The following is a 26,301-nucleotide window of genomic DNA, read 5'->3' on the forward strand; positions in this document are numbered from 1 at the left end:
TTCAGCACCTGGCAAGTTGTTTGTCAGGCGGAGAAGTTTGCTGCTGAGTTGACCTCACCAGCGAAGGAGAAATTCCATGAGATTGATTCCGAACCGATGGCAAAGAGTTCGACGAGATTCGTCGAACGCGAATTCGAAAAACTTATTCGCAGCCCCAGATGTCGGCGAGTCCGTGGAGAACTCGAATCGGCGAGGCGGTGCGGTGATCATCATGGTCGTTGCATTGACGACGACTCTCGTGATCATCGGGCTGTTCATCTTCAACTTCTCGACGCAGGAAAAAGCGATCGCAGACGCTTTCGCGTCAATCAAACCGCTTGAGATCGATCCGGATCCGATTTTCGATTTTGGCCTCGAACAGGTTCTGGTCAAGACCGATCCGCAGTTCGAAAACAGTGCGCTGCACTTCGGGGACACCTACAGTCGCTGGTCGATGTTAGGGCATGTTGTGGGGCCGATCGATTCGACGACCGGTCAACCGGGGACTGCAAACTTCTATTCCGGTCAGGGAATCACAATTGTCCCGACTGGAGCGAACTCATTTGACGTCAACTATGACGGAGATCCCACCACCTCACGCAGCGAGGCTGACTTCGTCCTCAATTACTCGGCCATTGCCAACAGCGGAAACGCGATTGATCCCACCACGACCCCGGAACTCGGTTTCAATCCGGCTGCGGGATACACCTATCCTGACATCAACAGCTTGTTCCTCTCGATGGACTACATCGATCCAGTTTCTGAGCTGCGAGTCGTGAAACCATCGTTCGCGTTGCCTGGGTATTTTCCCGGATTGAATTTCCGGAACTGGTACACAAACGCACAGACCGAAGCTCAGGTCTTGAGACCTCACCTGCTTCATGAATACATGAACGGCGATCGTCGCTATATTTCCGCAGTGGGTGGACGAGTGGCAGAGAGTGGGGATCGCAACCGCCTGATCACACCCTTCCCGTTTCGCGTGGATGTGAATGGAGACTCCGAGGACTTGAACGGAAACGGAACCCTCGATCCGGGTGAAGATGGCTACTACGATCCGGCCTTGAACAACGGTCAGATCGACGGCGAAAACTCGATGGGAGTTTACGACGGAACAGGAACTTACGATCTGGATGCGGATCTTGATGGGGACGGGATTACCGATTCAATTGCCATCGATCTCGACCATCCGATGATCGATCTTCCGGGGGGACGACAGGTCGTTCCGATCTACTTCTGGAAAATCATTGATCAGGATGCGCTGCTCAATACGAACGTGCATGGCAATCTTGCCGACTTCAATCTCCGTTCGACGAACAACAATCAGCCGGGCGGAGTGGCGAGTATTCGCGAGCAGATTCTCAACCGCAGCGACTGGGCCCACTTTTCGAACCTGGGGATGAGCCCTTCGGAAGTGAACCCTCTGATTGCTCTCTATGCGGAACTCAACCCCATGCCCTCTACGGGGGAATTTGTGGAGCAAAGTCCTGAAGCGAAAGCAGCTGCAGCGGTTGCAATTCGTGGAATGGCAGCGGATCGATCGTCCGCCACAATCCCTTATCCCGCTCCGGCGGCCAACGTGCTGACTCGATTGCAAACGGCGAACATCGAGCACGCTTCCATGCTCCTTGGACGTCCGGAATTCGAACCGACAACACTCGCGTTCGCATCGAATGTCGACTGGTTGGGACGTTACGGATTTGACGATGGTCAACTTCGAGCAGGCCTGGCGAACGAAGGATCCGCGACTCCTTCAGGTCGATATCCGGTTCCGGGAGCCATCCTCGGAAGCGGAAGTCCACCGGATGATGACGTCGACTCGAATAACAATGCTGCGACACGCGGCGGCGGAATGATTCGAACACCGAATGCTCAATCTCGATTGCAAGTTGACATTCCTCCGTTTGTTCATCCTCTCGATTACATCGGAGTTGGAAATCAGCAGATTGCCAACGGATCTGTTGTTCATCAGACCGCAACGCCAATGCCGCCCATATTTGAAGGCGAGCGCTTTCTCGCATCCGGAGGCATCCCTGACACTCCCGTTCAGTGGCCGGAATATCCGGGTGCCGCTCCCTGGCAGAATCAGGGGCAGATCATGGCTGATGGAAACACGTTGCATCGCACTTACATCGACGCCATCTCTGATGGATCGGGAAGTCTGCAACCGTTGTCAATCGACGGGCTTGTGAATGAAGAGAACGAATTCAATCCGAATCTCAGCTTTCCGAATCAGTTCGATAGCCGGTTCACTCCGGACGAAATCGCGGCACTTCACTTGAGTGACGGGGATTGGCGACAGCTCTCGCTTGTGTCTCGTTTGCGAAACCTCGCCCCCTGGAACTTCCAGTACAATCGACAAGCAGCTTTAATTCGGTCGCAGTTCACAACGGACAGCTGGGATCGAAATGAATTGAGCTTCTCTCCGTTCGTGTCGGACATGTACCGACAATGGGAGTTTAACCCGACGACCGATCCGGACGTTCCGAACAGCTTCCCTCCAAGCTTTGGACCGATCGCAGCGAGAATTCCACCTTCGCAGCACGAACAGGGAATCATCTCCACAGCTGATCCTTATCGTCCAGAAGTTCGACGTCTGCTCACGATTCTCAACGATCGTTCAGCCTTTGCAGATCGTGACAATCAACGACCGCAGCAGAAGTTGAATCTGAATAGAATTCTGTCCGACGACACGATCGCCAACGGTGAAGACGCCTTCGATGCACAGTCGAATCCTGAATATCGTGATCTCGTTCCGCATCCTCTGGAACTTGTCGACAGTTCCGGCAATCCGCTTCCGGGGGATCCAAACTATCTGACGATTCCGCTTCCGCAAGATAACGTCATCGACGCAGCAGCCTGGAACACAGCTGGCTATCCGACACTTGATCTCATCGCGAGTGATCCATACGCCCAGGAATGGTGGGCTCAGTATGACCGTCAGCGATTGGCTCGTGACATTTATGTGTTGCTGTATACCGTCGCTGGCTACGACCCGAACCAGTTGGCTCCGAATGACAACCCGGATGGAACGGATGTGACCACCACTCCGATCGGTCCTGAAATTGCCCGTGAGATGGCACAGTTCGCTGTGAACTATGTCGATGCACTCGATCGCGACGATGTGATTACCAAATTCATCTACGATGACAATTTATCAGACGGATGGGATGCGAGTCCGTCGGGGACGGTTTATGGCGTCGAGTCACAGCCGCTGGCCTTTAGTGAAGTGTTGCTGATCGAATCCGATCCTGATTCTTCCGACAACGGACGCACACTGCACGACGAATCGAGTTCACCGGACGGGCATCGATTCCTGTATGTCGAACTGCGAAACCTGAGTCCGTTCCCGGTGGAATTGAAGAATGAGTCCTGGCGGATCGCTCGAGTTCCAGTCGGAGTCACTCCTGAGATCACCGACGTCGCTGTCGAATTCCGTGAGCGTGCGATTGGAGACTATCGCACGATTGATCCCGGTTCCAATTTCATCATTGGCTGTCATGACAACAATGTCGTGAACGGAGCAGGGTTGTCGATTGGAAGTGACTTCTACGTCAACATTAATTCCGATACTCAAAGCGATCCGCTGCAACTGATCATTCCTAAGCCTCAACCGCCTGCGGCGGAGGTGACCGATAACAATCAGGATCCGCCGTCTCGATTGAGCCTCGACCTGACTCCGTCTGGTTCCGCTGCACTGCCTGAGCATGATCCCGGATATCGACGGTTTGTTGCGGGTGACCCAACGAGTACGTTCCCGGGGAATCCAACTCCTACAAGTCTGGTCGCACAGTATGTCGTCGGAGATCCGGCAGATGACTTTTATCTGGTCCTCCAGCGACGACGTCATCTCGACGCTCAGGGAGTCGGACAAGGAGATGAATGGATCGAAGTCGATCGCATCAAGGTGACCGCTTCCGAGTTCCAGAAGGATGTTCCGTATGCTGCATTCCCAGGAAGCGGCAACCAGGCAGCTTTGACGGACTGGCTCGATAATCTGGTGAGCCACGAGCGATTGCATCCGTACGACTACATCGCCCAGGATCATCCAGGGCAGGGAGCAGGAACTTATCGAAACCATACTCTTCACGAGGACTTCCCGGTTCGAATGATGCCTGTTCCAGCGCCGCATCCGAATCCAGAGTTCAACAGCCCGAATCAGGTGTGGATCGATCAGGAAGGGGCTGGAACGCCTTATCCTTACTGGCAGCCGCATTTCGACCGGGACCTGTCGTCATGGGTTGAGTTGCTGTCCGTTCCGATCTATGGATATCTCGGTTGGACGGCGACGCAGGCGAACGATCCGTATATTCCGACAGCTGCCGAAGATCAGCAGTTCTACGGTGGACCGATCGGGAATCTTGTGCAGGGTGGGGCCATGACCGGTTCACGAACCGCTCAAGTGCGATTCCTCGATCCGACGACTGGATTGCCAAGCTTGTCGGTGATTGGAAACCGCTGGTACCGCTTGTTGAACTTCGTGGATGTTCCGCCTCCAAGCAACTGGGATGTGGCTGGCTATGAAGTGGCGAAGCATCGACGGCTCCCAGGAAAAATCAATCTCAATACGCTTCGACATGAACCGGTCCTGGCTGGCCTTGTCGATGACTGGTTGCATCATGATCATTTCGATCCTTCACGAGATCCGACCGATGATATTCTGGAATTGAATCCGGCCGAACGACGCTGGGTGGATCAATTGCTTCGCGCTCGTGATGGCGTCAACGGAGGAAATCGTCAAGCACCGGGAACTCATCTCGCCCAGCCGTTCCGGCCTTTGGGGTATATCGATCCGGTCAATCCGGCACTCAGCGTTGAAAAGACGATTCTTCGTAAGAACAACTCCAACGGAACATTGCCGAATCTGAATCAGCTGGGACTCTTCGAAGCTCGGCCAAGTGATGACTTTGGAAATGACACGGTTGACCACCATACGCGTCACCGATTGCTGGCGAAGGTCGCGAATAACTCAACAACTCGAAGCCACGTCTTCGCGATTTGGGGCGGGTTTGATTTGCATGAAGCTCACAGAATCCAGGCGTCCGGAAACATTCAAGTTGGTGGTCGAGCAGCTGATTTGCCGCGTTACCGGATGTTCTGTGTTGTCGATTTGTCTCGGTTGGAAGAAGCATACGATCCGGTGACGAACTCATTCGATTTCCGCAAGTTCATCATTCATCGCCAACTCCTTCCGTAGTCTTGACACCTGAGAATGGCATCAAAACGGAATCGAGATTGAGGAGGACGCAGGATCATCCAATTGCTCATGCGTGATGGTATGAAACTATCGTGAAATCCTGTGATCTGAGTTGTTTCCTGAAGATTTGGCTTATGAATTGCAATATTTCAGCGTAATAGACCCTGCAAGCGACCATTCGTGAGTGGATGCGTTCAGTTCGCAGTGTTTTTCACTTTCGATCGAAGATGGCAGATGTCATAATTGGAGAAGCAGGCGACAAGTGTTTAATTCTGCAACAATGTGCGGCAGTCTGCATCAGGAAATTTGCGCTACTTTTCCCTGTTCAGGAATCTTCGGAAATTCAATTCCTCAAAAGATTTCCTGTTGAAATCTGCAAGTCAATTCCGTTTTCAATGAGAGACATTTCCTTGCGACGGTCAGTTCACTGATCGACAGCAATGGCAAGAAGTGATCACGGACAAAAAGTGATCACGACAGCAATTGTGGCAAGACCGCAATGCTTTGAGTGGTCAGTCCTGAGCAGCAGGAGGTTGTCAGGTGAAGCGGGACTGAGTTTCACACGGCAATAACGTATTGGAAATTTTTACTTCTCGGCGATTTTGCCGGGGCGATCAAACCTGGAGATGCAAATGAAGAGAACTCGAACTTTCTCGGCGACGAGGAAAGCACCGCGTAGCGGTTTCACATTGATTGAATTGCTGGTCGTGATTTCAATTATCGCGACCCTGGCTGCGTTCACTCTGCCTGCCATTCAGCAGGCTCGTGCGACAGCCCGTAAAACACAGTGCCTGAACAACATGAGAAACGTTGGTCTGGCCATCATTAACTTCTCTCAAGTGAACAAGGGAGAATTGCCTCCTCTGACCGGTGGAGTCGATGTTGTTTCTGTCACCAACTTCGGTGCGACCCCGACCGTCAACGTGTTGGGACCTGCACCCTGGTCCGTGCACATCCTTCCGCAACTCGAACAACGTGCGTTGTACGATCGATTGACTGACCCAGTCGAAGCCAACCAGAATCTCTCGACTCTGGCCGATTTGGGAGCGACACGCATTGAAGTTTTCTCTTGCCCAGATGATCCCGATAAAAACGGGGCAGGTCACAAGACCTATGTCGTGAACGGTGGTTACATGACTGCCGACCGATGGGCGGGAAATGTTCAGTTCGGAAACGGAACCGTTGACTATGTCTGGCCAGCCAATGGTGCAGCAACTGCCAATCAGCGAGTCAATGTGAACACCACATCGGCGACTGGAATGTTCTTCCGAACCGAAACGAACGGAGTGATCACCAACGCCAACTTCGACAGCAGTGCACCTGATTTGTACGCACCTTCAGGATCATCCAATACTTTGGATCGAGTGAGTAACCTGGACGGAACAACTCAGACGATCATGGTGACTGAGAACATCGACGTGCGAAACTGGAACCCATCGTTCACAAACGGATCGTTCGGAACAGCTTCGATTGGTCTGGCGAACGGTGCTGGTGGATTCTGCAGTGTTTACCAGGGTGACCTTGCGGTTTCACTGAGAGTGGCTGGTGCGGGAAGTACGGTCACAGCGGATGACGGAGGAACGAATCCAAGCGGTGTCGGAATCACTGGCAACCCAGCTCGTGGATTGACCGTCACTGATCCTTCTGGTGTCATGGAGAGCAGCCAGATCAACGCCAACCTCGGATTGGGTGTTGCTGGTGAAACTCCTCGTCCAAGTGCGTTGCATCCAAACGGTGTGAACATGATCTTTGGCGACAACAGCGGAAAATTCATCAACAACAGCATTGACGATTCCGTTTACCTGCGATTGCTGTCTTCCAATGGAAACTCGTTCGGACAGGCAATCCTCAGTTCCAGCGATTTCTAATCGATTGTTGAGATTCAGATTTGATCGCAAGATGATTCGGTGTTCATTCAGCCGGATATCCAGCAGCGTCTCGCTTGAGACGCTGCTTTTTTTGTGCAGATGTTCACGGTCAGTGGAAATGCCAATCTTTCAACCGTAAGATGGTGATTGGCTCGGCGATTGATCTTTTGGTCAACGTCGATGGTATTTCGGCTGCTCAACTCACCGCTGTTGTGTCTTCGGAGACAGATCCAGGGACTCGGGTTCCTCGGGCTGACGGTTTCTGGTCGACATCGGTGTGAGCTCAAATTCCTTTTTGATCAGACATCCCAGATGTTGCTGCTTATTATACGCGCGATTTATATCGTGATTTGTGTTGGTGCGCTGGCAACGTATACGTTCAGCCAGAACTCCAATGCCCCGGAATTCGTGGTGCAACACCCCGTCGCCTCATTCTTGGTGATGTTGTCGATTGCATTGTCGATTCTGCTGGTCGATATCCTCATTCCTCGCAAACGTGTGGAAGTCATTTCGGCGATCTACTTCGGTCTGTTGATCGGAGTGCTTCTGACCTATCTGATGAACCTTGCGCTGCGCCCGATGTTCAATGAACCGAATCTTTTCGGCAGCGAAGGGGGAGCCTACGCAGCTGCTTCGACGCTGATTTCGATTTTGATCCTCCCGTATATCTGTATCACTTTCCTGCTTCAGACGAAGGATCAGTTTCGGTTCGTCATTCCGTATGTTGAGTTCTCACGCGAACTCAAAGGGGGCCGACCGATGATCCTCGATTCGAGCGCCTTAATCGATGGCCGAATCGCAGATGTTGTCGATACGAATATCGTCGACTCAGAATTCATCGTACCGAGCTTCATTCTTCAGGAAGTCCAGGACGTTGCGGACAGTCAGGATAAGATTCGCAAATCTCGCGGACGTCGCGGTCTCGACATTCTGAAACGGTTGCAGCAGCATCCGAAGATTGAAGTCAAGATGCACAACGCCATCGACGAAACTGATAAAACCGTTGATCAGCGACTTGTCGAGCTTTCGAAAGATTTGAACGCACGGCTGGTGACAAACGATGTGAACCTCAACAAGCTGGCGGGTGTTCAGGGCGTGGATGTCATCAATTTGAATGACGTCGCCAATTCGCTCAAACCTCGCTACATCCCTGGCGAGCATTTGCGGATTCGAATTATCAAAGAAGGAGAAGGGCCAGGGCAGGGGGTTGGCTATCTTGACGATGGGACGATGGTCGTTGTCGATCAGGGAACGAGACAAATGGGGCAGGATGTCGACACGGTCGTGACGAGTGTTCTGCAGAACAGCGCGGGCCGGATGATCTTCTCAAAATTGACTGACGGTCAGGCGACTTAATGTTAAACGTCGATCGAGATCGACTGGAGCGTGCTGAACAAGCGATTCGGGATCAGCTTCTTTCTCGCCGAGACGAGTCGGGTTGCTGGACGGGTCGGTTGTCTGCTTCCCCCCTCTCCACTGCCACTGCGGTCATGGCTCTGCATCAGGTCCAACTCGCACGGGGAGTTCAGGAGGGCGAGTTCACTCCATTGATTGTGAATGGCTTGCGATGGCTGTCGCAGTGTCAGAACGAAGACGGCGGATGGGGAGACACTCTCAAAAGTCACAGCAACATCTCGACTTCCATGCTGGTCTTCGGCAGCTTTCAGGCAGTCGGCCTGTCCGAAGAATACTCGGAACTGTTGCAGCGAGCGGATGAATATATTCAGCGATGTGGCGGCAGCAAAGCAGTGGTCGAGCGTTATGGTCGGGACAAGACCTTCTCCGTTCCCATTCTGACACATTGTGCACTGGCTGGGCTGGTGGACTGGAAGGATGTCTCGGCACTTCCGTTTGAACTGGCTTGCCTGCCGCATCAGTTTTACGCGACGATTCGTCTTCCCGTGGTCAGTTATGCCTTACCGGCCCTTATTGCGATTGGTCAGGTAAGACATCATTTTCGCAAGCCGTGGAATCCGTTGCTTGGCTGGCTACGAGATTCACTCATTCCGAAGAGCTTGAGAATTCTTAAACGGATTCAACCTGAGTCGGGAGGGTTTCTGGAAGCGACTCCGCTCACCAGTTTCGTGGTGATGAGTTTGGCAGCCAAAGGAAACGTTGAGCACCCGGTCGTCGAAAGTGGCGTGAAGTTTCTTGTTGACTCAGTCTGGGACGACGGAAGCTGGCCCATCGACACCAATCTGGCGACATGGGTGACGACTCTTTCAGCAAATGCGATTTCATCAACTCTCAGCGAACAGGAACGGGCAGCGATCACCGAATGGTTGCTGAGTCAACAGTATCGTGAAGAGCACCCTTACACGCATGCAGCCCCGGGAGGTTGGGCGTGGACGAATTTGTCTGGCGGTGTTCCGGATGCTGACGATACGCCGGGAGCGATCCTCGCGCTGTTGAATCTGAATCCGCAGTCTCAAGATCCGCGGATCGGTGAAGCATGCAAGTTGGCGACTCAGTGGCTGGTCGATCTTCAGAATCGGGATGGTGGCTGGCCGACCTTCTGCCGCGGATGGGGAACGTTGCCGTTCGATAGGAGTTCCACAGATATTACTGCGCACTGTTTGCGAGCCCTCCATCGTGTCCGTGAAGAATTCGAAGATCTCCCGGGCGTCGAATCGGCCATTCGCGACGGGTTCGACTTTCTGAATCGATCACAAAACTCGGACGGCTCCTGGCATCCGCTGTGGTTCGGAAACCAGTTTGCCCCCGATGAAATCAACCCTGTTTACGGAACATCGAAAGTCATTCGTGCCTATCAGGTTACGAATCGAACTGAAGCACTTCCGCTGCAAGATGGCGTCCGCTGGCTGCGATCCGCCCAGAACCCTGATGGCGGCTGGGGAGGTGTTCAGGGGGCTCCGTCGTCGGTTGAAGAGACGGCCCTCGCCGTCGATGCTCTGATCGATGATCGTGATTCAGCGAATGCGATTGAATCCGGACTCAACTGGCTCATTGATCGAGTCGAATCAAACACGATTGATGAAGCCACTCCAATTGGTTTCTATTTTGCGAAATTGTGGTATTTTGAAGAACTGTACCCCGTAATCTTTGGATCAGGTGCGCTCCGCCGCGCCGTCGAGGATTGCCAGTCCCCATAGAACCTGTCACCATTATATGACATCAATTTATTTCATGCACACTTTGTGACTTCCTTCCCAATAAGTTGATGACAGTCATTCGCCTGAGTTCGTTTCAGGTCCGAAGTGATTGAAAAAACGTTGGTGGATCGATCCGGTCACCCACTCATCGCTCCGAGTTCCTCGCTCGATCGAGGTGATAAAAGAAAAAGGAGTCGGCGTTGGATATTGCGACGAATCATTCTGAAAGCCGCGAATCAGACCAAACAGCCGCGACTGCCACGCAACAACGAAATCAGGTTGCGTCGGACGATCCCCCTCCCAAAAAACGTTCGCGCCGCAAGAGCACAGCTCACTTGAAAGCGGTCCCCGAGACGTTGGCGCTGCGCGAATTGATCAAAGCGGATGCGGAAGCGTTCGCGAAGAATCTCGACCGCACGAACGCCTTCAGTCGAGGAGAACTCGAGAAATGGGGCCGCGAATTCTTACAGAAGATCCAGCAGCCTGAGAAGTTCCTCGGATTCGCGATGGTGATGATCGGGAATTACTTCTGGAAGAAGCAGTTTCTGGCGACTTCGTTCGAGAGAAGAATGCTCCTCCTTCCGCACTGCCTGAAACATGCAGAAGGGTGCCCGGCGGAATACGATCAGTTTGGATTGGACTGCGAGAAGTGTGGTGCGTGCTCGATCGCGGACTACAAAGTTCGCGCAGAACAACTCGGCTACAAAGTTCTGGTTGCTGAAGGATCACCAATTGTCCTGAAGATCATCGTCGAGGGATACGTCGACGGAATCCTCGGAGTGGCCTGCCTCAACGTTCTTGAGAAAGCCATCGATAAAGTCTTGATCGCCGGGGTGCCGTCGTTCGCGATTCCACTTCACTCAGGTGACTGCAAGAACACATCTCTGGATGAATCCTGGGTCTGGGAAGTTCTTGAGAAGTACGAACCGATCGAGGTGCAGCAAACGCGAAGCTATGTTCCCCTGATGCGTGCATCATCGGACATCTTCACAAACAAATTCGAAGAACTGATCCCTCGCAAGAGAAGTCAAACTGCGGAACAGTCGACGTCGCCACTTGGACAGACGGAGTATGTTGCTCTCGACTGGCTTGCGAATGGGGGAAAGAGATTTCGACCATTCATTACGCTCGCAGCTTATGATGCTGCGACCGGTGGTGAGGTCGTCAATGGCCGTCACGACAAGAGTTTACCCGTTGAGTTTTCTTCGGCGGTTTCCAAAGTGGCAATGGCCATCGAAGCGTTTCACAAGGCGTCTTTGGTCCACGACGATATTCAGGACGACGATCAATACCGATACGGTCGCGAAACGCTTCATCGCACTTACGGGACTGGTCGGGCGATTAACATCGGTGACTATCTGATCGGGCTCGGATACCGACTGGTCAACGAGTGCCGCGAAGAGTTGGGAAGCGATGTGTCGTGTGACATCGTCGCAAATATGGCGGATGCCCATATCAAGCTTTGCGACGGGCAAGGTGCGGAAATGGCCTGGCAGGAATCTCCCGACTGGAACATTTCTCCGCTGGACGCTCTCCAGATTTACGCTTTGAAAACGTCGCCTGGATTCGAAGCGGCTCTCTTCTCCGGTCTTCGGATGGCGGGGTCAGTCGATCAGTATCACGAACTGATTCCCCAATTCTCGCGACATATTGGAGTCGGATTTCAAATTCTCAACGACCTGAAGGACTGGGATGGAGACGATCACAACAAACTGATCGCCGGACAGGATGCACTTGCTCTTCGGCCGACACTTCTTCTGGCACTCGCTCTTCAAAATGCGTCTGAGTCAAAGAAGCAGGAAATTCGAGAGATCTATGAGGGCAGCGAACCTGATCCAATTCGAGTTCGTAAGCTGAGAGAAATCTTCTCTGCGTGCGGAGCGTTTGAGAAAGCAGAAGGACTCGTTCAGAAGTCACGAGAGCGTGCTGAAGCTTTGGCTGACGAAGTTGAATCGGACGAGTTACGGCAACTGTTGTACTTCTTTGTCGATTCCGTCCTCGCTGAAGAAGGTGAACCGAGCCAGTTGGAACTCCAGCAAGACTCGCCTGCTCCGATGTTGGTTTCGTTGCCGATCGTGGCTCAATAGAGCACGTTCACTGTTTCACCAGCTATTGTGATTTGCGCTAGGTCCACTGGGTTTCTTCTGTTTCCGGAAATTCGTCTGCGTCGAGTGCTTCCAGGTACGAAGGTTTGAAGATTGCGCCGAGGCTGATTCGGATTGGCACCAGCATGGCGATGAACAGCGGAAACAGAATTCCGAGAGGGCTCTCTTTGACGACCCACAGGATGAGCAGACACAACAATTGAATCAGTGAGAAGAGATGAACCATCGAGATGGGGACTCGACGAGTGTAGTGCGTCGCGGGGTAAAGCGATGGCTCCATGGTCCACAAGCTCAGGCGTTCGAAGAACTGATTACCTCGCATCGAAACAATCCCCATGAACAGGAACAGGCCGTAGAGAACTGCCATCGGGATGTTTTTGAGAAGCGGAAGCAACAGGAGTGATGCTCCGATCATTAAATGAATGGCCAGGCCGGTGATTCGGTTTTCACGAACACGGAGAATTCGGTCTCGTCGCTCTCCGCCGCTGCCGACGGATTCTTCAACGGTGGCGAGGCTGCGAACATGATTCAGGGAGCGGACAGTCGCAGCGACGGTCCAGGGAAGGCCGAAAGTCGAGCAGACTCCGATCAACGCTCCCACAAGTGCCAGATCCCAATGGTAGGCACTTCCCTTCTTCAACTGATTGTCCGAAGCATTCACCAGTCTGGCGGTGATGTTCTGATCGAGAAAGACCAGAATCGACCCGACCAAAGCGGGTCCCAAAGCAGCGAAGCGTACCCACATCGGAACGGCAAATGGATTCACAAGCCAGTCTCTTCCGCTGGTGGTCTCCCATCTGTCAGGGGCGGGGAGGATATCGAGATCGACTTCATGCAGGCGAAACGCAACAAGGGTCATCGCTCCCAATGCGATCGTCGGACCGAAGTCTGCGAGAAACTCGCGCATCCAGGGGAGCATGTACCGGCTCCGCCGCATCCCTTGCAACGTAATGGCAATGTAAAACGTTCCGAGTGCCAGAAGTAAGGAGAGAAGGGCGGTGTCGTGGTGCTGATTGATGTCCAGATCGTTGAAGATGGCAATCAGTGATTCCACAGCTTTGTAGATGAAAATGAATGAAATCAGCGCTGCGAAGATTTCATCGGTGAAGCGAGTGAAGTACCTCATCAGACAACTGGCATCCGTGAGGGCGAACAGTATCGTCAACATGGACGTCCAGAGACCGACCCAGAAGAACGTTGGAAGAAACGGAACCTGAAACTGCTGGCAGAGTTCAAAGAGGATCGCTGTGAACACCAGAAGCGGACCTGTCCCACCGAGGATAATGAGCGGTTGTCCGGAGAAGAGCGCATAGATGATTCCACACAGTGCGGTGGTGGTGATCATTTCGACCGCCCCCATCGCTCCTCCTGTTTCGGCGGACATCACTCCCCCGAAAGTGACCGTGGGAGCCAGACAGGCGAAGTACAGGAAGAGAACTGAGGCGATCGACTTCGCGTTGAATCCGTCTCGAAAGTCACTCCAGTAATACGGAAGTCGGCGCTTCAAGTCTCCGATCAATCCGCCGCCAAAACGCCCCGTCCGAGTGAGTCCATCCGGAATCTGTTTCGGTGTGATCTTCGTCGGTCGAGATCGCTCGATCGACTGCTCCATCGCAGCCTTCAAGTCATCCGGACTCTCTGCCACACTCAAGTCATAGCGAAAGTCATGATCAGACATGAGCTTCACGATGAGGGCGAGCGTATCGAGATGATCCGAAGTTGCGGATTTGGGGCCGAGGAGAATGAACAGATATCGCGTCGCAAGATGATCGGGGGCTCCCATGTTGAGAGCATCATGCAGCCGCACGAAGACGACCATCTGGTCGATCATCAAATCGTCGTAGTAGTGGGGTGTCGACAACGAGTGGCCAATCGCTGTCGGACTTGTTTTCTCTCTCTGGATCAGTCCATTGACGATCTGAGCTTCCGCGCCGGGAGCGATCAGTTTGCATTCGACGAGATGTCGAATTGTTTGCTCGAATGCTGATTCAATTGTCGATGCGGACAGATCGAGGAGGCAAGTGTCTGGATTCGAGAAAGTCTTGTAGAGGCTTTTCATTCGAAGTCACCTGTCCCTGGTTTCGAGCTAGAGCAAGTTGCTTTTTTCTGTGCACTCGCGTGAACTTTTTCATCAGGTCAATGGCTGAGTTTGCTCGTGCGAGTGAGTGCAAGCCAAAACAGAAAATGCTCTTGACCATTTTCATGCGATTTCTGCACCCGCCTGAAATCGTTTCTTTTAATGAATGCGGAGTCTGCTTGGGTGAACCGGTGAAATCTCTGTTGGAAATCCTGACTTCTGAACTCTCGCGTTCAACTCCTCAGGAAGTCGCAGCGAACAGATCGACGAGTGTCAGGATGAAATTCCAATCCGCTCAGTGGCCACAACCATAGTCGTGGCATTCAGATTCACCAAGAGCGACTTGAAGAATCGGCGGTCATCAGCGGCTGGTCGAATGATGGAGCGAGAGCCAGATTGGACGGGTTGAAGCTGTGAAGAGAAGGCCGTTCGCTCGGGACGCCGCGAAATGCATCCGCGGGGCAGGTTCCGAATGCGAAACGTCGCCGTCGCAGCTACGAGTCCGATTCCGGATATTCAACGATGACCGTTGTTCGAATTCCGCCCCGTGGTGTGAATGCTGCTTCGAGTTTCATCCACTTCGGTTCAGTAACCGAAACGAGGTCATCCAGAATCTGGTTGGTGACTCTCTCGTAGAAGGCACCGTGGTTGCGATACTGCTGGAGATAGAGCTTCAGCGATTTGAGTTCGAAACACTTCTGATTCGGGATGTACGAGATCGTCAGCGTTCCGAAATCAGGCTGTCCTGTCTTGGGACACATCGATGTGAATTCGGGGCAGACCGTGTCGATCGTATAGGATCGATTCGGGTAAGGATTCTCGAAGGTTTCCAGGAGAGTGGGAGATGGGTCTGCCATGAGTGTTTCCGGTAAATCAGTCTTGCAAACAAGCAGGATACAGGCCTGTTTGTGACCGTCAACTCAGCTTGTCTTCCCGAGGAGACCGTCAAAGATTGACTTGAATAAGGAATGACTATTCCGGGAGTTCTCTCAAGAGCAGAAAGGCGCGGATCTTTTGTTCTTGCTGGCGCGTCGTGAGCGTTGGCGGAGGAGCGACTCCATCGTTGATCTGGGACGAAGCCCCCGAATTCACAGTCTTCACCCGATTCAGTGGTTCACCCGATTTCGGCGAAATGGCAGGCAGAGCGAGACGTCGTTGGCCATTTCCAGCAGCGTTCAATTCCAAGCCCTGAGACGAAGTCGCGGATGCTTTCAGCTCAAAGGAGTCCGGTCGAGCTGCAGTGACCCCGAAAGGTTCCTGATCAGAAGGTTGATCGGCATCAACTGTTTGACTCAACGCGGATTCGGTTCCGGAACTGGATGGGGTGACTGCAGGGACAACGAAACCGCCTCCTTGAGCACTCCCCTCAAGAACCAATCCTCTTGAGACGATGCCTTCTGAAACACCTCTCTGGGCACTCAGGTCGAAGTGGAATCGTCGGGCAGGCTGTCCAACGTTCTGACTCACGCTGCGATTTTCGTACTCGTTGGGATAATCTTCGGCTTCCAGGCCAGCAGAACCTGGATTCACATCGAACCGTGAAGTCGGTGACGCTGAAAACATCAACTCAGCGGCCTCTTCAGCAGATTGTGAATAGGAATCCGAAAGATCCGGTGTTTGAGCATCAGTGACTGCCGATGAGATTCCTGAATGGCGAGCGAGGTCATCGGCAACAACGCCAAGATTCGTCTCGCGAAGCAGTTCCGAAGCATCTTCTTCGACATACATGACCGCACTGACCGCTTCGACACTGTTCAAAATGTTCTCCAGCGTTGGCTCTTCGAGATCGAGTATAACGACCGTGAACTGCTGATCATCTGCGTTCTGAGTGTTGATCGCGATGTTTTGTATGTCGGCTGGCCGGGGAGTTTGCGATTTGACCAGAATCTCAACATCGCCAAGCGTCTTTTGAATGTCGACGACTGTAAAGTCGACGATAATCGGCGTCCCAGCATGAACCGTGGCCACTGAGAGGTCTTCGCCTCTGTCCGGAATGTCGGTCAACGTTTTGAGACGTTGCGCCAAATCATTGGCAGAAAGTGAAACGACCGTTGGTGTTGGCTGTTGTGGTTCCGTCGGAAAAACACCTGCCAGCGTCGACAGCTCTTCGATGGGAGATATCCCGTCAGATTCTGTGAATGCGGGACTCGGTTGATCCGCTAGCTGAAGAGAGTTGCTGACCCCGTTAGAAAGTGACTCCATTGTGCTCGCGGTGAAATTTCGGCTGCTTTCCAGGGTATCCGTTTGAAGCGAGATCGTTGAATTGAACGATGACTCTGTCGTTGGAGTCGTCGCCAACTCTTTCGATTCGATCATCGTCGGGGGCAATCGACTGGCAAGTGAGTCCGTCGGAATTTGATCTCTTTGAAGCATCCAGACTGTGACGCCGATGCCGAGGCACGCTGCAATCGACGATGCGATCCAGGTGACTTTCGACCTTTTCGGCGAAGCTGTTTGAGCTTTGTTCACGCCCGTCGAATGACTCTTGACCGCATCCAGAATCTGACTCTGTAAATCGGACGGAGCAGAAAGTCTCGGGACTTCCTGAACCCGCAAGCTGACGTTTTTGATTTCATCCAGTTCAGCCTGTAACTCCGGACTTTTCTGCAGCAATTCCTCGAGGAACTGCTTTTCAGCATCCGTAAGTTCTCCGTCGAGATAGGCGGATAGCATTTCTGGTGAATAAACGAAGGTCATCCTGAAATTCAAACTCTTTCAAAAGATATCGGGATCGAAAACGAGAGCAAGTTGCTCTTTCCTGTGCACTCGCTTGAACTTTCTCATCAGGTCAAAGGCTGAGTTTGCTCGTGCGAGTGAGTGCACACTGAAACAGAAAATGGTCTAAGTCGTGGAAGCTTCTGATTCTGGCGAGAGGCTTCGAGTCAAAATATCACGCAGATCATTTCGTGCGCGATGAATTCGGCTGCGGACGGTTCCAATGGGGCAATTGAGGATGGTTGCGATTTCTTCATAACGCATCCCTTCGATTTCTTTCATGACGATCACGTCACGGTAGTCACAGGTGAGTTGTTCCAAAGCCATTCGTACCTGACGAACGCGTTCTTCAGACTCCATTTTGTGATCCGGATTGGCGTCGGGATGGTCATCCGCAATCTCGAATCCGAGCGAGTCCTGCTTGCCTTCAAGCGATGTCGCTGCTCGGCGTTTGAGTTTGCGTCGATTGGTGATGGCAGCATTGTACGCAATACGAAACAGCCAGGAATAAAAAGATGCTTCCTTGCGAAATGTGTCGAGTTTCTCAAATGCGGAGAGAAACGCTTCCTGCGCGACATCCCGCGCATCATGAATTGAACCCAGCATGTGAACGAGTGCCGAGAACAGTCGGTCTTGGTATCGATCGACCAGTTCTCCAAAGGCTTCTGTATTCCCAGCCAGTGTTGCTTCAACGAGTCGCAGATCGTCTGTTTTAACAAACACCAAGTTTTGACGATCTTCCGTCATAAATCGTTCCGTCAAAAACGAAAACTCTCAGAAATGATCGAAAGGTGCGATCAGGAAGCCTTTCGTCCTGAGCGTTTCCAGGTACAGAACATTATTGAGAATCAGGAGTTGAGGAGATTTCACTCACTTCACGAAGCAGCACTCTCATTTCGTTGGAGACAACGGTGTCCATGTCGACTTTCACCAGTTGTCGGGCAATTTCCGATGCCCCAATCTGCGATAAATCCGCTTCCTCAAGAGAAGAGAATCGGTCAGCGGGATCGGGAGCGATCATCTTCGACAGCATCTCGACAAGAGTTCCGTTGCGTGCCACATCTTTCGGAAGAAGCTCGGGAATCCGCTTCCACATATCGTGCTTGCATCGAATCAATTCGTTGACGTCATTCACGCCGACGAAGGGGATGGTTCCGGTCAACAGCTCGAGGACCACATATCCGAGACTAGCAAGGTCCGACAACGGGGTGTGCGAATCTCCCTCGAGCACTTCAACGGGGGCGTATCGCAATGTCCACGTCGGGCGTTGTGGTTTGCGGTCGATTGAGAAGGAGGATCCGAGGTCAATGATCTTGCAGTTGCCTGTCTGCTTGATCATCACATTCGCGGGTTTCAGGTCTGCGTGAATCACGTTCTCACGATGAAGTGCAGAGAGACCGGCCAGACACTCACGGAGAATGCTCACAACAACACCGGGCATGAGTCGGCACTGAAACCCGGCGTTGGTGATAATGACGTCGTTGATGTACTCCCATCGATCAGGCTCAACACGCTTCTGGAGACTTGCCAGAAGCCCGGGAGCGAGAAGTTGTCTGAGGTCGAACCCGTCCACCCATTCGGTGACGAGCACGAGAATTCCTTCGTACTCGACGATGTTGAAAATGTCGATGACGTGGTCCTGCTGGATGCGGGAAACATCCATAGCGACCGCAGCAAGTCGAGCCATTTCGCTGCGATAGATATTCAGATCCTGATAACCATCAGGGCGAAAGAACTTCAGCGCAAGCTGAAAGGAAACATCAAACGCGCCCATGCGACGCGCGAGGAAAACGATTCCCTGTCCACCGGTTCCCAATTTACGAACGAGATCGTACTCCTGATTCCAGGAGACTCGATCGCGAGTTATGATGTTTTCGTACTTGGCAGCGAGTTCGGTTGACATCTCACTGACGAGGTTCGCAGGCTCTGGGATGTCGTCCAACAAATCCCTTTCGGGATTGAAAACTCTCGTAACATCCATGTCCTGCCCAATCCAATGGGAATCCATACGGTGTGACTCTTTCGCTTGAACAGCCCGAAGTAACTTTGGGATTATCGAATAAACGTTCGCAAAGGCAACTGAAACCTTGAGAACGGTTAGAAATGAAGTGGACAAACTCAACTTTTCAGCGGTCGAGGTTTGCCACCTAATTGTAGGGGCGAATGGGTTCGAAGAGGAGCTTTTCTGTTCGAGCCGACGATCTTTTTCGGAAAACACTCCCAACGTGAACGCAATGCGACGAAAAGTTCATTAACGTAATGATAGAAAGAGCTTACGTCTCATTGTCGAAACTTGATGATCGGTCAGTCCAATTGTAGGAAATGATCCCGTTGACGGTGATTCAGCAGCCCATGGGGGGAATCATGTAAGGGGAAATCGGAGCAAATCACTGCTTGTTCACCGATTTCGCTCGCTACGTTTCACCCTCGTTCGATCTGAAGAGACAAGAGAACTGATCATCGGTTCACCACAAAATTGAAACTCATCCGATCTCAGTGGCCATTGTCTGTTGGATGCGTTCCGGCGATCACTCAGTTGGACACGACACGTTCAATCCGCGACTGAAGGGGAATCTTCTTCGGGCGAAGCAGGGCTGTCCGAAGACGGGTCGTCGTTCGCTTCTCGCTGTTCCTCAGTCTCAGCTTCTACGGACTCGAAGTGCTGGGGAAGGAGAAGTTCGCCAAGCTGGAGAAACAGAGCTTCAAGTCGATCGTAATATTCGTCCTCGGAAAGGGTCTCTTTGACACTTCGCAATGATTCGATCTCGACCTCAATTTCGTTTCGTCGAGCGAGTTGTTCCGGAGAGAGAAGCCGATCTCGTTCGTTTGCGATCAAATGCTGTTGGTGGGCCCGCAATCCATCCAACTCCTGCTCGGAGTTCTGCGGTTTGGATTTGACCCGGAATCCCTGAAAGGCCGCTGCACGTGTTCCGATGCCATCACCGTTGTCGTCAATCAGCGCGTTCTCCGTGGGAATCCGTCCATCTGCTTCGTAGAACTCTTCGACTCGGCGAGATGCAATCAGGAATGCTTCGAGAAGCGAGACTTGCTGGTCCTTATCGAGATCCGCGTTCAAGTCCGAAATCGCCGCTGACAAGAATTCCCCGAAGTGCGAGAAACTGACCTGATCCCCGCTGCGCGTAGCGGTCACGATGATTCGATTCTCTCCGGAGAGCGCATCGAGGAACGGGGCGCTCGCCGCTGTACAATGAATTGAGACCACCAGCCGGGAGCAATCTTTCAACAGTTCTTGGACTTCTGAAGCTGTGATGTCTGGACCAGGCAAGTTGAATTTGGCTGTGCGTCCGTCGAAGGTTCCATGTCCGAGCCAGACGATCCAAAGCGGAGTATCGCTGCCCTTCGAGAGTTCCTTCAGTGTCTTGGCGAATTCTTCACGGGGCTGTTTTGAGTCGGAAAGTGTGTGGATTTGAAACTGCCCGATCGCGGCTGCTTCTTCCCAACGATTGGCCCAACTTTCGAATTGCTCTCCATACTCACTTGTTCCAGCTTCCCCGACGACGATCAATAAATCACCACGTCCAGCCGGTTCGACGTCTTCGTCGGCGGGAGCGGAATTGACAATCAGGAGGCAGGCGAGCACCCAACTCAAAAGGAAACGCTGTTTGATCATGGAAGTCCTCTTACCCTCCGTAGTCCCCATTCCGCCGTCAAACAGAGAATCGCTGCCACAAGTAACCATGGTGTATGCCAAAGAGGTGTTGTCCGTACCTGTTTCGCCGGGAGGTCTTTTTGCGGAAGCGTCCGAACAAATTCGTCGAGTGCTCCGATCTCGATCACTTCTCCGCCTGAATCCTCGGCCAGTCGATCGAGCAGCGGACGGTTGAAGCCCACGTTTCGGAACTCTTCCTCCTTCGGGTCACTCGTCCATCCCGCCTGGGCGGTGATCGGGAGTTCGGACTCTTCGTTTTGAGTGATGACAGATGCGAGGTAAGCCCCTCTCTCACGCAGAACGTAGGATGTTTCGAAGAGTCCCGGTGCCTCAAGGCTTGGCTCTGCGGTCAGTTCGAGAACCTCCTCAGACGGCGTCGTGACTTTGACCGTGACTTTAGCGTTCTCCTGGGGTTCGTAGTCCGCTTGTCTGACGTTGACCTGAATATTAATCGCGGGAATTGTGCCGAGAGAAATCGGACTGAGCGAGACTTCCACACGTTGAGGAACATCAGCGATCAGCCATCGGACGAGTTGTCTCCAGAACCGGGCGAGATCATCTTCGTCAGTTTCAGGGCGACTCAATGACCACTTCCAGAGGTCTCCAATCAGGACAGCCACGGAACGCCCTTGGCCGTATTGTTGAGCAACGACGGCGGGGTATTCGTTGGACGAGCTGTCCTGGACAGTGGCAAAAATACGTCCTCCGGGTTTTGGGTCTGTCGCTGGATTCACGAACGCAAGTTCAGGAATGTGTTGAAGCCGCATCTTTTCCTGATCTTCGGTCGAGCGAACACGCATCCACGGTTCGAGCCAACCATCCCGCGTCAAATCCCAGCGAAGCTCACCGGAAGCGGGAGGACCTTGCCGGTCGAGATAAACAGGAAAGGCGTCTCGCAATGAGGACCGGTCCCAGTCGCCATGACGAAATGCATCACGTCCGCCGAGAAGCAATAAGCCTCCGCCTCGCACGGACACAAACCGGTCAATCAGTGCCTGTTGATCGTGACTGAAAAAGCCTGCCTCAACATCATCAAGGATGATCGCTTTGTACTCGTAGAGTTCTTCTTTTGTCTTCGGAAATCCTCCGGCCAGTTCCCCAGCATCTCGTGTATTGAGACGCACCAGAACCGCTTCATCAAAGGATTCGGTTTCCTCATCGACCTCATCTTTGAACCCGCGAAAGAGTGAGTTGCTGTCTTCTCCGACTCGGCCACGGAAGTCGAATTTCGCTTCCTTTTTCGCGATCCGGATGAGCGTCACCAGGTCGACGGCGCGATCTTCCGAGAGGGCCCGATTCAGGAATTTGTATTCCCAGTTCGGACGACCTCCGACATAGAGGATTCTCTTTTGACTCGATCCACGATCGACGGTCAAAAGGCGTTCGTTGTTTTCCAGTGTCGCTTCCGAACTCGTCTCAGGATCGGTGAAGATGTCTTCTTCTGCGGCGGGGCGGATGCGGAGTCTGTAGTAACAGATCCCCAATTGCGGCGGGAGAACATCAAATTCCAGGGTCGTCGGAACTCCCGGAAGAAGAGAAACCGATTGAGAAATCGACGAAGAGGACTTTCCATCCGCTTCTTCCTCGTCAGTGGGAACACTCTCGATGGAGTCGGATAACTCTGTCCCGGGAAAATTGGTCGACGAATCACGCTCCGCCTGAACGGACTCGTGTTCTTCGTCTGCGGAGTGACCGATATTCTTGACGAGTTCGAGAGTGGCAACGACAGTTTGTTCGCTGCTGTAACTCGAGGTCACGCTCGCCACGACGGAGATCGGGGCATCTTCGAAATTCGTTTCGCGGACAGCCAGTCGTTCGATGGCGAGATCATCGCCGAGATCTTCCCAGTCCGGGCTCACGACCGGGTAGATGGGGACGCTCGTTTCCAACCCATCGAAGGCTTCGAGGTCGGTCGCGTTTCCGTCGGAAAACAGCAGGACCCCAGCGAGCGGTTTGTTTTGGAACCGCTGTTGTAATCCCTGCAAGCTTGTGGCCAGTTCCGATCGGTTGTCGCTGAAATCGACATCCTGGAAATCCTCGACTTGTCGCAGCTGATCTCCGAAGAGGTATCTCCGCAAATCGTAGTCCTGACTCAATCGTGTGAACCAGTCTTTGTGATCAGCGTGAAGAAGTTCTTCAACAACATCCCCACGCGGCTTCTGATTGGGATCGCGAATGGATAAGGAAGAACTGTTGTCGACCATCAGCAGAACGATGTTTTCTCCCGGCCGAACATCGCTCTCGCTCCAGAGCGGGTTTAAGAGGCAAAAGCAGATCAGGGCCAGACCCACCAGTTTGAGAGCAACGAGTGCAGCCCAGGTCAAAGCGGGAAGTCGTGCCGATCGGTACGACAAAATCATGCCAACTGCAACGAAGAGACCTCCGGCAACAATCGGCCAAAGCCATTGTGGATTTCCAAGTACGATGGTCCCAATCGTCAAGATGGCAATAATCAACAGCGACTCCACCGTAGCGAGATCGTTATTCGAAGGTGTTTCCGCAAACTCTTGTGAACATGCAAAAGCAGGCTGCCAAACATCACAACTCCGACGAGTACTCAAAAAAGAGAAGTCGCTCGGACTGTGTCATTCAGCACGATATTCACCGTCTACCATATCGTCCCACTCAACCCGGCATCAAGCAGGAGGCCCATTCCCGGGAACATCGCGGCAATGAACTTGGCCGAAGTCTTGAACTTCAAGGTCGTCAGCGAAGCCTCCGGTCGACATGTTTCTGAAATCGATCCCCGTCAGTTTCACGAAAATCGGCGTGCGGAGATTGCATTTCATAGAGTCCGAATGTAACGAGTGAGCTGCATTTCAAATCGAGAGTGAATTCATGGCTGAACAGCGGCTGACAATTTCCGGTCCACGCAAAGCGAAGAAGTGTGTCATACTCACACACGGAGCGGGGGAGAGTTCTGACTCACGATTCCTCACGTACTTTGCTGATGCACTTGCAGATCTTCACTATCGCGTTGTTCGATTCGATTTTCCGTACATGGAAGAGCGTTCACGGACGGGGCGGAAGCGGCCTCCCGATCGCGAAAATGTGCTTCGCGAAACATGGATGTCCGTCCTGGAACAGGTCCCGAATGAAAAAGTTGTCATCGGTGGAAAGTCGATGGGCGGGCGGATTGCGAGTCTCGTCGCTGATGAAAGTCGAGCTCAAGGGTTGATCTGTCTCGGGTATCCGTTTCACCCGACGGGGAAACCGGAGAAACTTCGGACTGAGCATCTCGCGGACTTGAAGACTCCAACGCTCATCCTGCAAGGGGAAAACGATCCGTTCGGAAAACGCGAAGAAGTCGAGCAATACAACCTTTCCGAGGCGATCAAAGTTCACTGGGCACCCGATGGTGATCACAGCTTTCGTCCTCGACGCGGAAGCGATCGAACGGAAGAACAGAACTTCAAGAACGGAATGCGGGCTATCGAGCGATTTCTTTTCGAACTCTGGGTGGACGGTTAACATCAATACAGCGTCAAGGCACCACTCTGAGATGCTATGAGCCGCTGTGGTCAATGATCAGGGACTCCCATGCTTCCACTTCGTGACGACATTCCGACCCGTCGCCTTCCAATCGCCAATTATACAGTCATCGCATTGTGTGCTTTGACCTTCCTCCTGCAGTTGCAGGATCAGCCCGGCGAACTGTCGATGGTCGAAAAGTACGGAATGATTCCGGCTCGCGTGCAGGATCCCAATGCACCTGTCGAAGTGGTTGTGGGTGAACGTCACGTTCAGACTCCGCGCGGGATCGAAAGAGAACTCGTCACGCAAACGCTCGAACGGCAAGCTGTGCCGGCCTGGATGACGCTGCTGACGTGCATTTTTCTGCATGGAGGATGGATGCACTTCCTCGGGAATATGTGGTTTCTTCACATCTTCGGAGACAACGTCGAAGACCGGTTCGGGCACCTCGGGTACGTCGTGTTTTATTTAGGGTGCGGTGTGGCTGCCAGCTTCGTCCACTTCATTAGCGGTCCGGGATCAACCGTTCCCACGATCGGTGCCAGTGGTGCGATTGCGGGAGTGATGGGCGCCTATTTTGTCTGGTATCCGCATGCCCGCGTCGAAGCACTGATCCCGCTGGGATACATCATGCAAATTGTCGTCGTTCCTGCGCCGCTGTTTCTGGGGGTCTGGTTCCTCTTCCAGGCATTTCAGGGAACGATGACGATGTCCGCCGCAGAAGGTGGAGGAGTCGCCTGGTGGGCTCATACCGGAGGGTTTGTCGCTGGTTGCGCCCTTGCATTCTTCTTAGGTCGAAGCACGCTGCTGTTTCCGAAAAATCAGCAGCGTCGGCCCGAAGAGTCGCATCGCGTGAACCTTCTAAAAAGGTGCTGACAGCGATCGAAAAACGTCAGTTCGATGACTTGACGATTCCTTGTTCGTTGCGACATTGGCCGTACAGAATGACGCTCGTTGGAATATGCGATTCCCAACGAGCGTAAAGGACCAACGAGAATAGTCGAAAGACCGATGAACACCGGTGAGCGTTATTGCTGCGGCGGTTTCTGTTCGATCTCGATGTTGAACTTCCCTTCGTTGCCAGCTTCACGGACTTCGCGAATGTCGTTGCCACGACCAGCGTATTCCGGCGGGATTTTCATGACATCTGCTGCGCTGTTTGGCTGAAGCCAGATGCGTCCTTTCCCTTTCGGTGCCCCGCGTTCTCCCTGCATGTAGTACAGGCTGAAGTAACCGTTTTCGTCCGTGACGCCGGTTGACGTTCGAAGTCTTTTCGGGCCGCCATCTGCTCCACCTTTGGTCGCATCGAGCGGCTCAAAGATGACAGTAACGTTCGGCAAAGCTTTCCCGTTCACCGTGACCGTTCCGGAGACATCGTACAGAGGAGGCAGATCAACACCTTCGCCGAAGATGGATTGCGCGATGAAGTAGGCGACGAGAATCGCAGCCAGTGCTCCTCCGATGTGGGGGGAGTAGCGAATCAGTTCTTTCTGGGCGCCGGAAAAATCGAAGGACGGTTTCTTCTCAGCTGCGGGCATCGAAGATGCTTTGACGCGACTTTCGTCCATCGTTTTGGTGAGGAGATCTCGAGCATTCGCTGAGGCATTAATGCTCGCGTCTTCTGCTGCAGCTGCGGCAGGAGACATGCTCGCCCTCTTGGCGGCGGACGCGGAGTTCGGAGTGAGGAGTCTTCGCCCCTGACTGTCGGTCGCTGGTCCCTTATCTGCGGGGGCTTTCTCGACCAATCCTGCGGAAGCTTTGGCTCCTGGACCATCCTCCATCAGAAAGTCGGCAGGATCGAACTCATCCGGATCGGCGGCAGGCTTCGTCTTTGCTTCGCTCTTCTTTGAGGCTTTGGAAGCTTTCGCTGTTTCCGGTCGCTCGGTTTTCGGACTCGAAGCTTTCTTCTTTACGGGCGGACTGTCGCCACTGGCTTCAGACGATTCATCGGAAGTTGGTTCCGGAACCACAAATTTGTTTTTACAGCTGGGACACTTAGCTGCCGATCCCGCTTTGTCGTCACGGATTTTCAGAACCTGATCGCACTCAGGACACTGGTAGCGAATCGTCATTCAGTCCGACCTTTCAAATCAGATCACCCAT

General features: G+C 53.0%; 15 protein-coding genes. 7 read left to right on the forward strand and 8 right to left on the reverse strand.

Annotated features, from left to right (window positions below; genetic code table 11):
* Positions 1-76: 76 nt before the first annotated feature.
* The 5 genes from KOR42_RS08775 to KOR42_RS08795 all read left to right on the forward strand — a co-directional run bounded on the left by KOR42_RS08775 (position 77) and on the right by KOR42_RS08795 (position 12,244).
* On the forward strand, positions 77-5,176 hold the full coding sequence (locus tag KOR42_RS08775) for a hypothetical protein (protein WP_146508895.1): 5,100 nt from the start codon (positions 77-79) through the stop codon (positions 5,174-5,176).
* A gap of 632 nt (positions 5,177-5,808) precedes the next feature.
* A complete protein-coding gene (locus KOR42_RS08780) occupies positions 5,809-7,044 on the forward strand; it encodes a DUF1559 family PulG-like putative transporter (protein WP_197440994.1) in 1,236 nt (411 codons plus the stop codon).
* Between the two features lie 312 nt (positions 7,045-7,356).
* Positions 7,357-8,400 carry a PIN/TRAM domain-containing protein gene (locus tag KOR42_RS08785; RefSeq protein ID WP_146508897.1) on the forward strand — a complete coding sequence of 348 codons (1,044 nt, stop codon included), beginning with the start codon at positions 7,357-7,359 and terminating at the stop codon, positions 8,398-8,400.
* On the forward strand, positions 8,400-10,157 hold the full coding sequence (locus tag KOR42_RS08790; protein WP_146508899.1) for a prenyltransferase/squalene oxidase repeat-containing protein: 1,758 nt from the start codon (positions 8,400-8,402) through the stop codon (positions 10,155-10,157). The genes KOR42_RS08785 and KOR42_RS08790 overlap by 1 nt, the downstream gene beginning before the upstream one ends.
* A gap of 200 nt (positions 10,158-10,357) precedes the next feature.
* Positions 10,358-12,244: a polyprenyl synthetase family protein gene (locus tag KOR42_RS08795; RefSeq protein ID WP_231740802.1), complete on the forward strand. Its 1,887-nt coding sequence runs from the start codon at positions 10,358-10,360 to the stop codon at positions 12,242-12,244.
* A gap of 37 nt (positions 12,245-12,281) precedes the next feature.
* On the opposite strand, the gene KOR42_RS08800 is transcribed toward KOR42_RS08795, so the two are convergent.
* The 7 genes from KOR42_RS08800 to KOR42_RS08830 form a co-directional block, all read right to left on the reverse strand.
* A complete protein-coding gene (locus KOR42_RS08800; protein ID WP_146508901.1) occupies positions 12,282-14,321 on the reverse strand; it encodes a PTS sugar transporter subunit IIA in 2,040 nt (679 codons plus the stop codon).
* A 512-nt stretch (positions 14,322-14,833) separates the two neighbouring features.
* Complete coding sequence (gene queF, locus KOR42_RS08805; protein WP_146508903.1) at positions 14,834-15,196, reverse strand: preQ(1) synthase; 363 nt, start codon at positions 15,194-15,196, stop codon at positions 14,834-14,836.
* 115 nt (positions 15,197-15,311) lie between these two features.
* Positions 15,312-17,036: an anti-sigma factor family protein gene (locus KOR42_RS08810; RefSeq protein WP_146508905.1), complete on the reverse strand. Its 1,725-nt coding sequence runs from the start codon at positions 17,034-17,036 to the stop codon at positions 15,312-15,314.
* A 144-nt stretch (positions 17,037-17,180) separates the two neighbouring features.
* Positions 17,181-17,801, reverse strand: coding sequence for a sigma-70 family RNA polymerase sigma factor (locus tag KOR42_RS08815; protein ID WP_146508907.1), 621 nt, complete (start codon positions 17,799-17,801; stop codon positions 17,181-17,183).
* A gap of 91 nt (positions 17,802-17,892) precedes the next feature.
* Entirely contained in the window at positions 17,893-19,062 is a 1,170-nt protein-coding gene (locus KOR42_RS08820) for a serine/threonine protein kinase (RefSeq protein WP_146508910.1), read from the reverse strand.
* Positions 19,063-19,605: 543 nt separating this feature from the next.
* The gene (locus KOR42_RS08825; RefSeq protein ID WP_146508912.1) at positions 19,606-20,685 is read right to left on the reverse strand and encodes a hypothetical protein; all 1,080 of its coding nucleotides are present in this window, start codon (positions 20,683-20,685) and stop codon (positions 19,606-19,608) included.
* Positions 20,682-23,180, reverse strand: coding sequence for a hypothetical protein (locus tag KOR42_RS08830; protein WP_231740804.1), 2,499 nt, complete (start codon positions 23,178-23,180; stop codon positions 20,682-20,684). The genes KOR42_RS08825 and KOR42_RS08830 overlap by 4 nt, the downstream gene beginning before the upstream one ends.
* Before the next feature lie 382 nt (positions 23,181-23,562).
* Here KOR42_RS08830 and KOR42_RS08835 point away from each other — a divergent pair, with 382 nt between their 5' ends.
* Complete coding sequence (locus tag KOR42_RS08835) at positions 23,563-24,195, forward strand: alpha/beta fold hydrolase (RefSeq protein WP_146508915.1); 633 nt, start codon at positions 23,563-23,565, stop codon at positions 24,193-24,195.
* A 69-nt stretch (positions 24,196-24,264) separates the two neighbouring features.
* On the forward strand, positions 24,265-25,074 hold the full coding sequence (locus KOR42_RS08840) for a rhomboid family intramembrane serine protease (protein WP_146508917.1): 810 nt from the start codon (positions 24,265-24,267) through the stop codon (positions 25,072-25,074).
* A gap of 152 nt (positions 25,075-25,226) precedes the next feature.
* Here KOR42_RS08840 and KOR42_RS08845 read toward each other — a convergent pair whose 3' ends face one another.
* The gene (locus KOR42_RS08845; RefSeq protein ID WP_146508919.1) at positions 25,227-26,270 is read right to left on the reverse strand and encodes a transthyretin-like family protein; all 1,044 of its coding nucleotides are present in this window, start codon (positions 26,268-26,270) and stop codon (positions 25,227-25,229) included.
* Positions 26,271-26,301 lie beyond the last annotated feature (31 nt).

The organism is Thalassoglobus neptunius, from assembly GCF_007859735.1.
Taxonomy (GTDB): Bacteria; Planctomycetota; Planctomycetia; order Planctomycetales; family Planctomycetaceae; genus Thalassoglobus; species Thalassoglobus neptunius.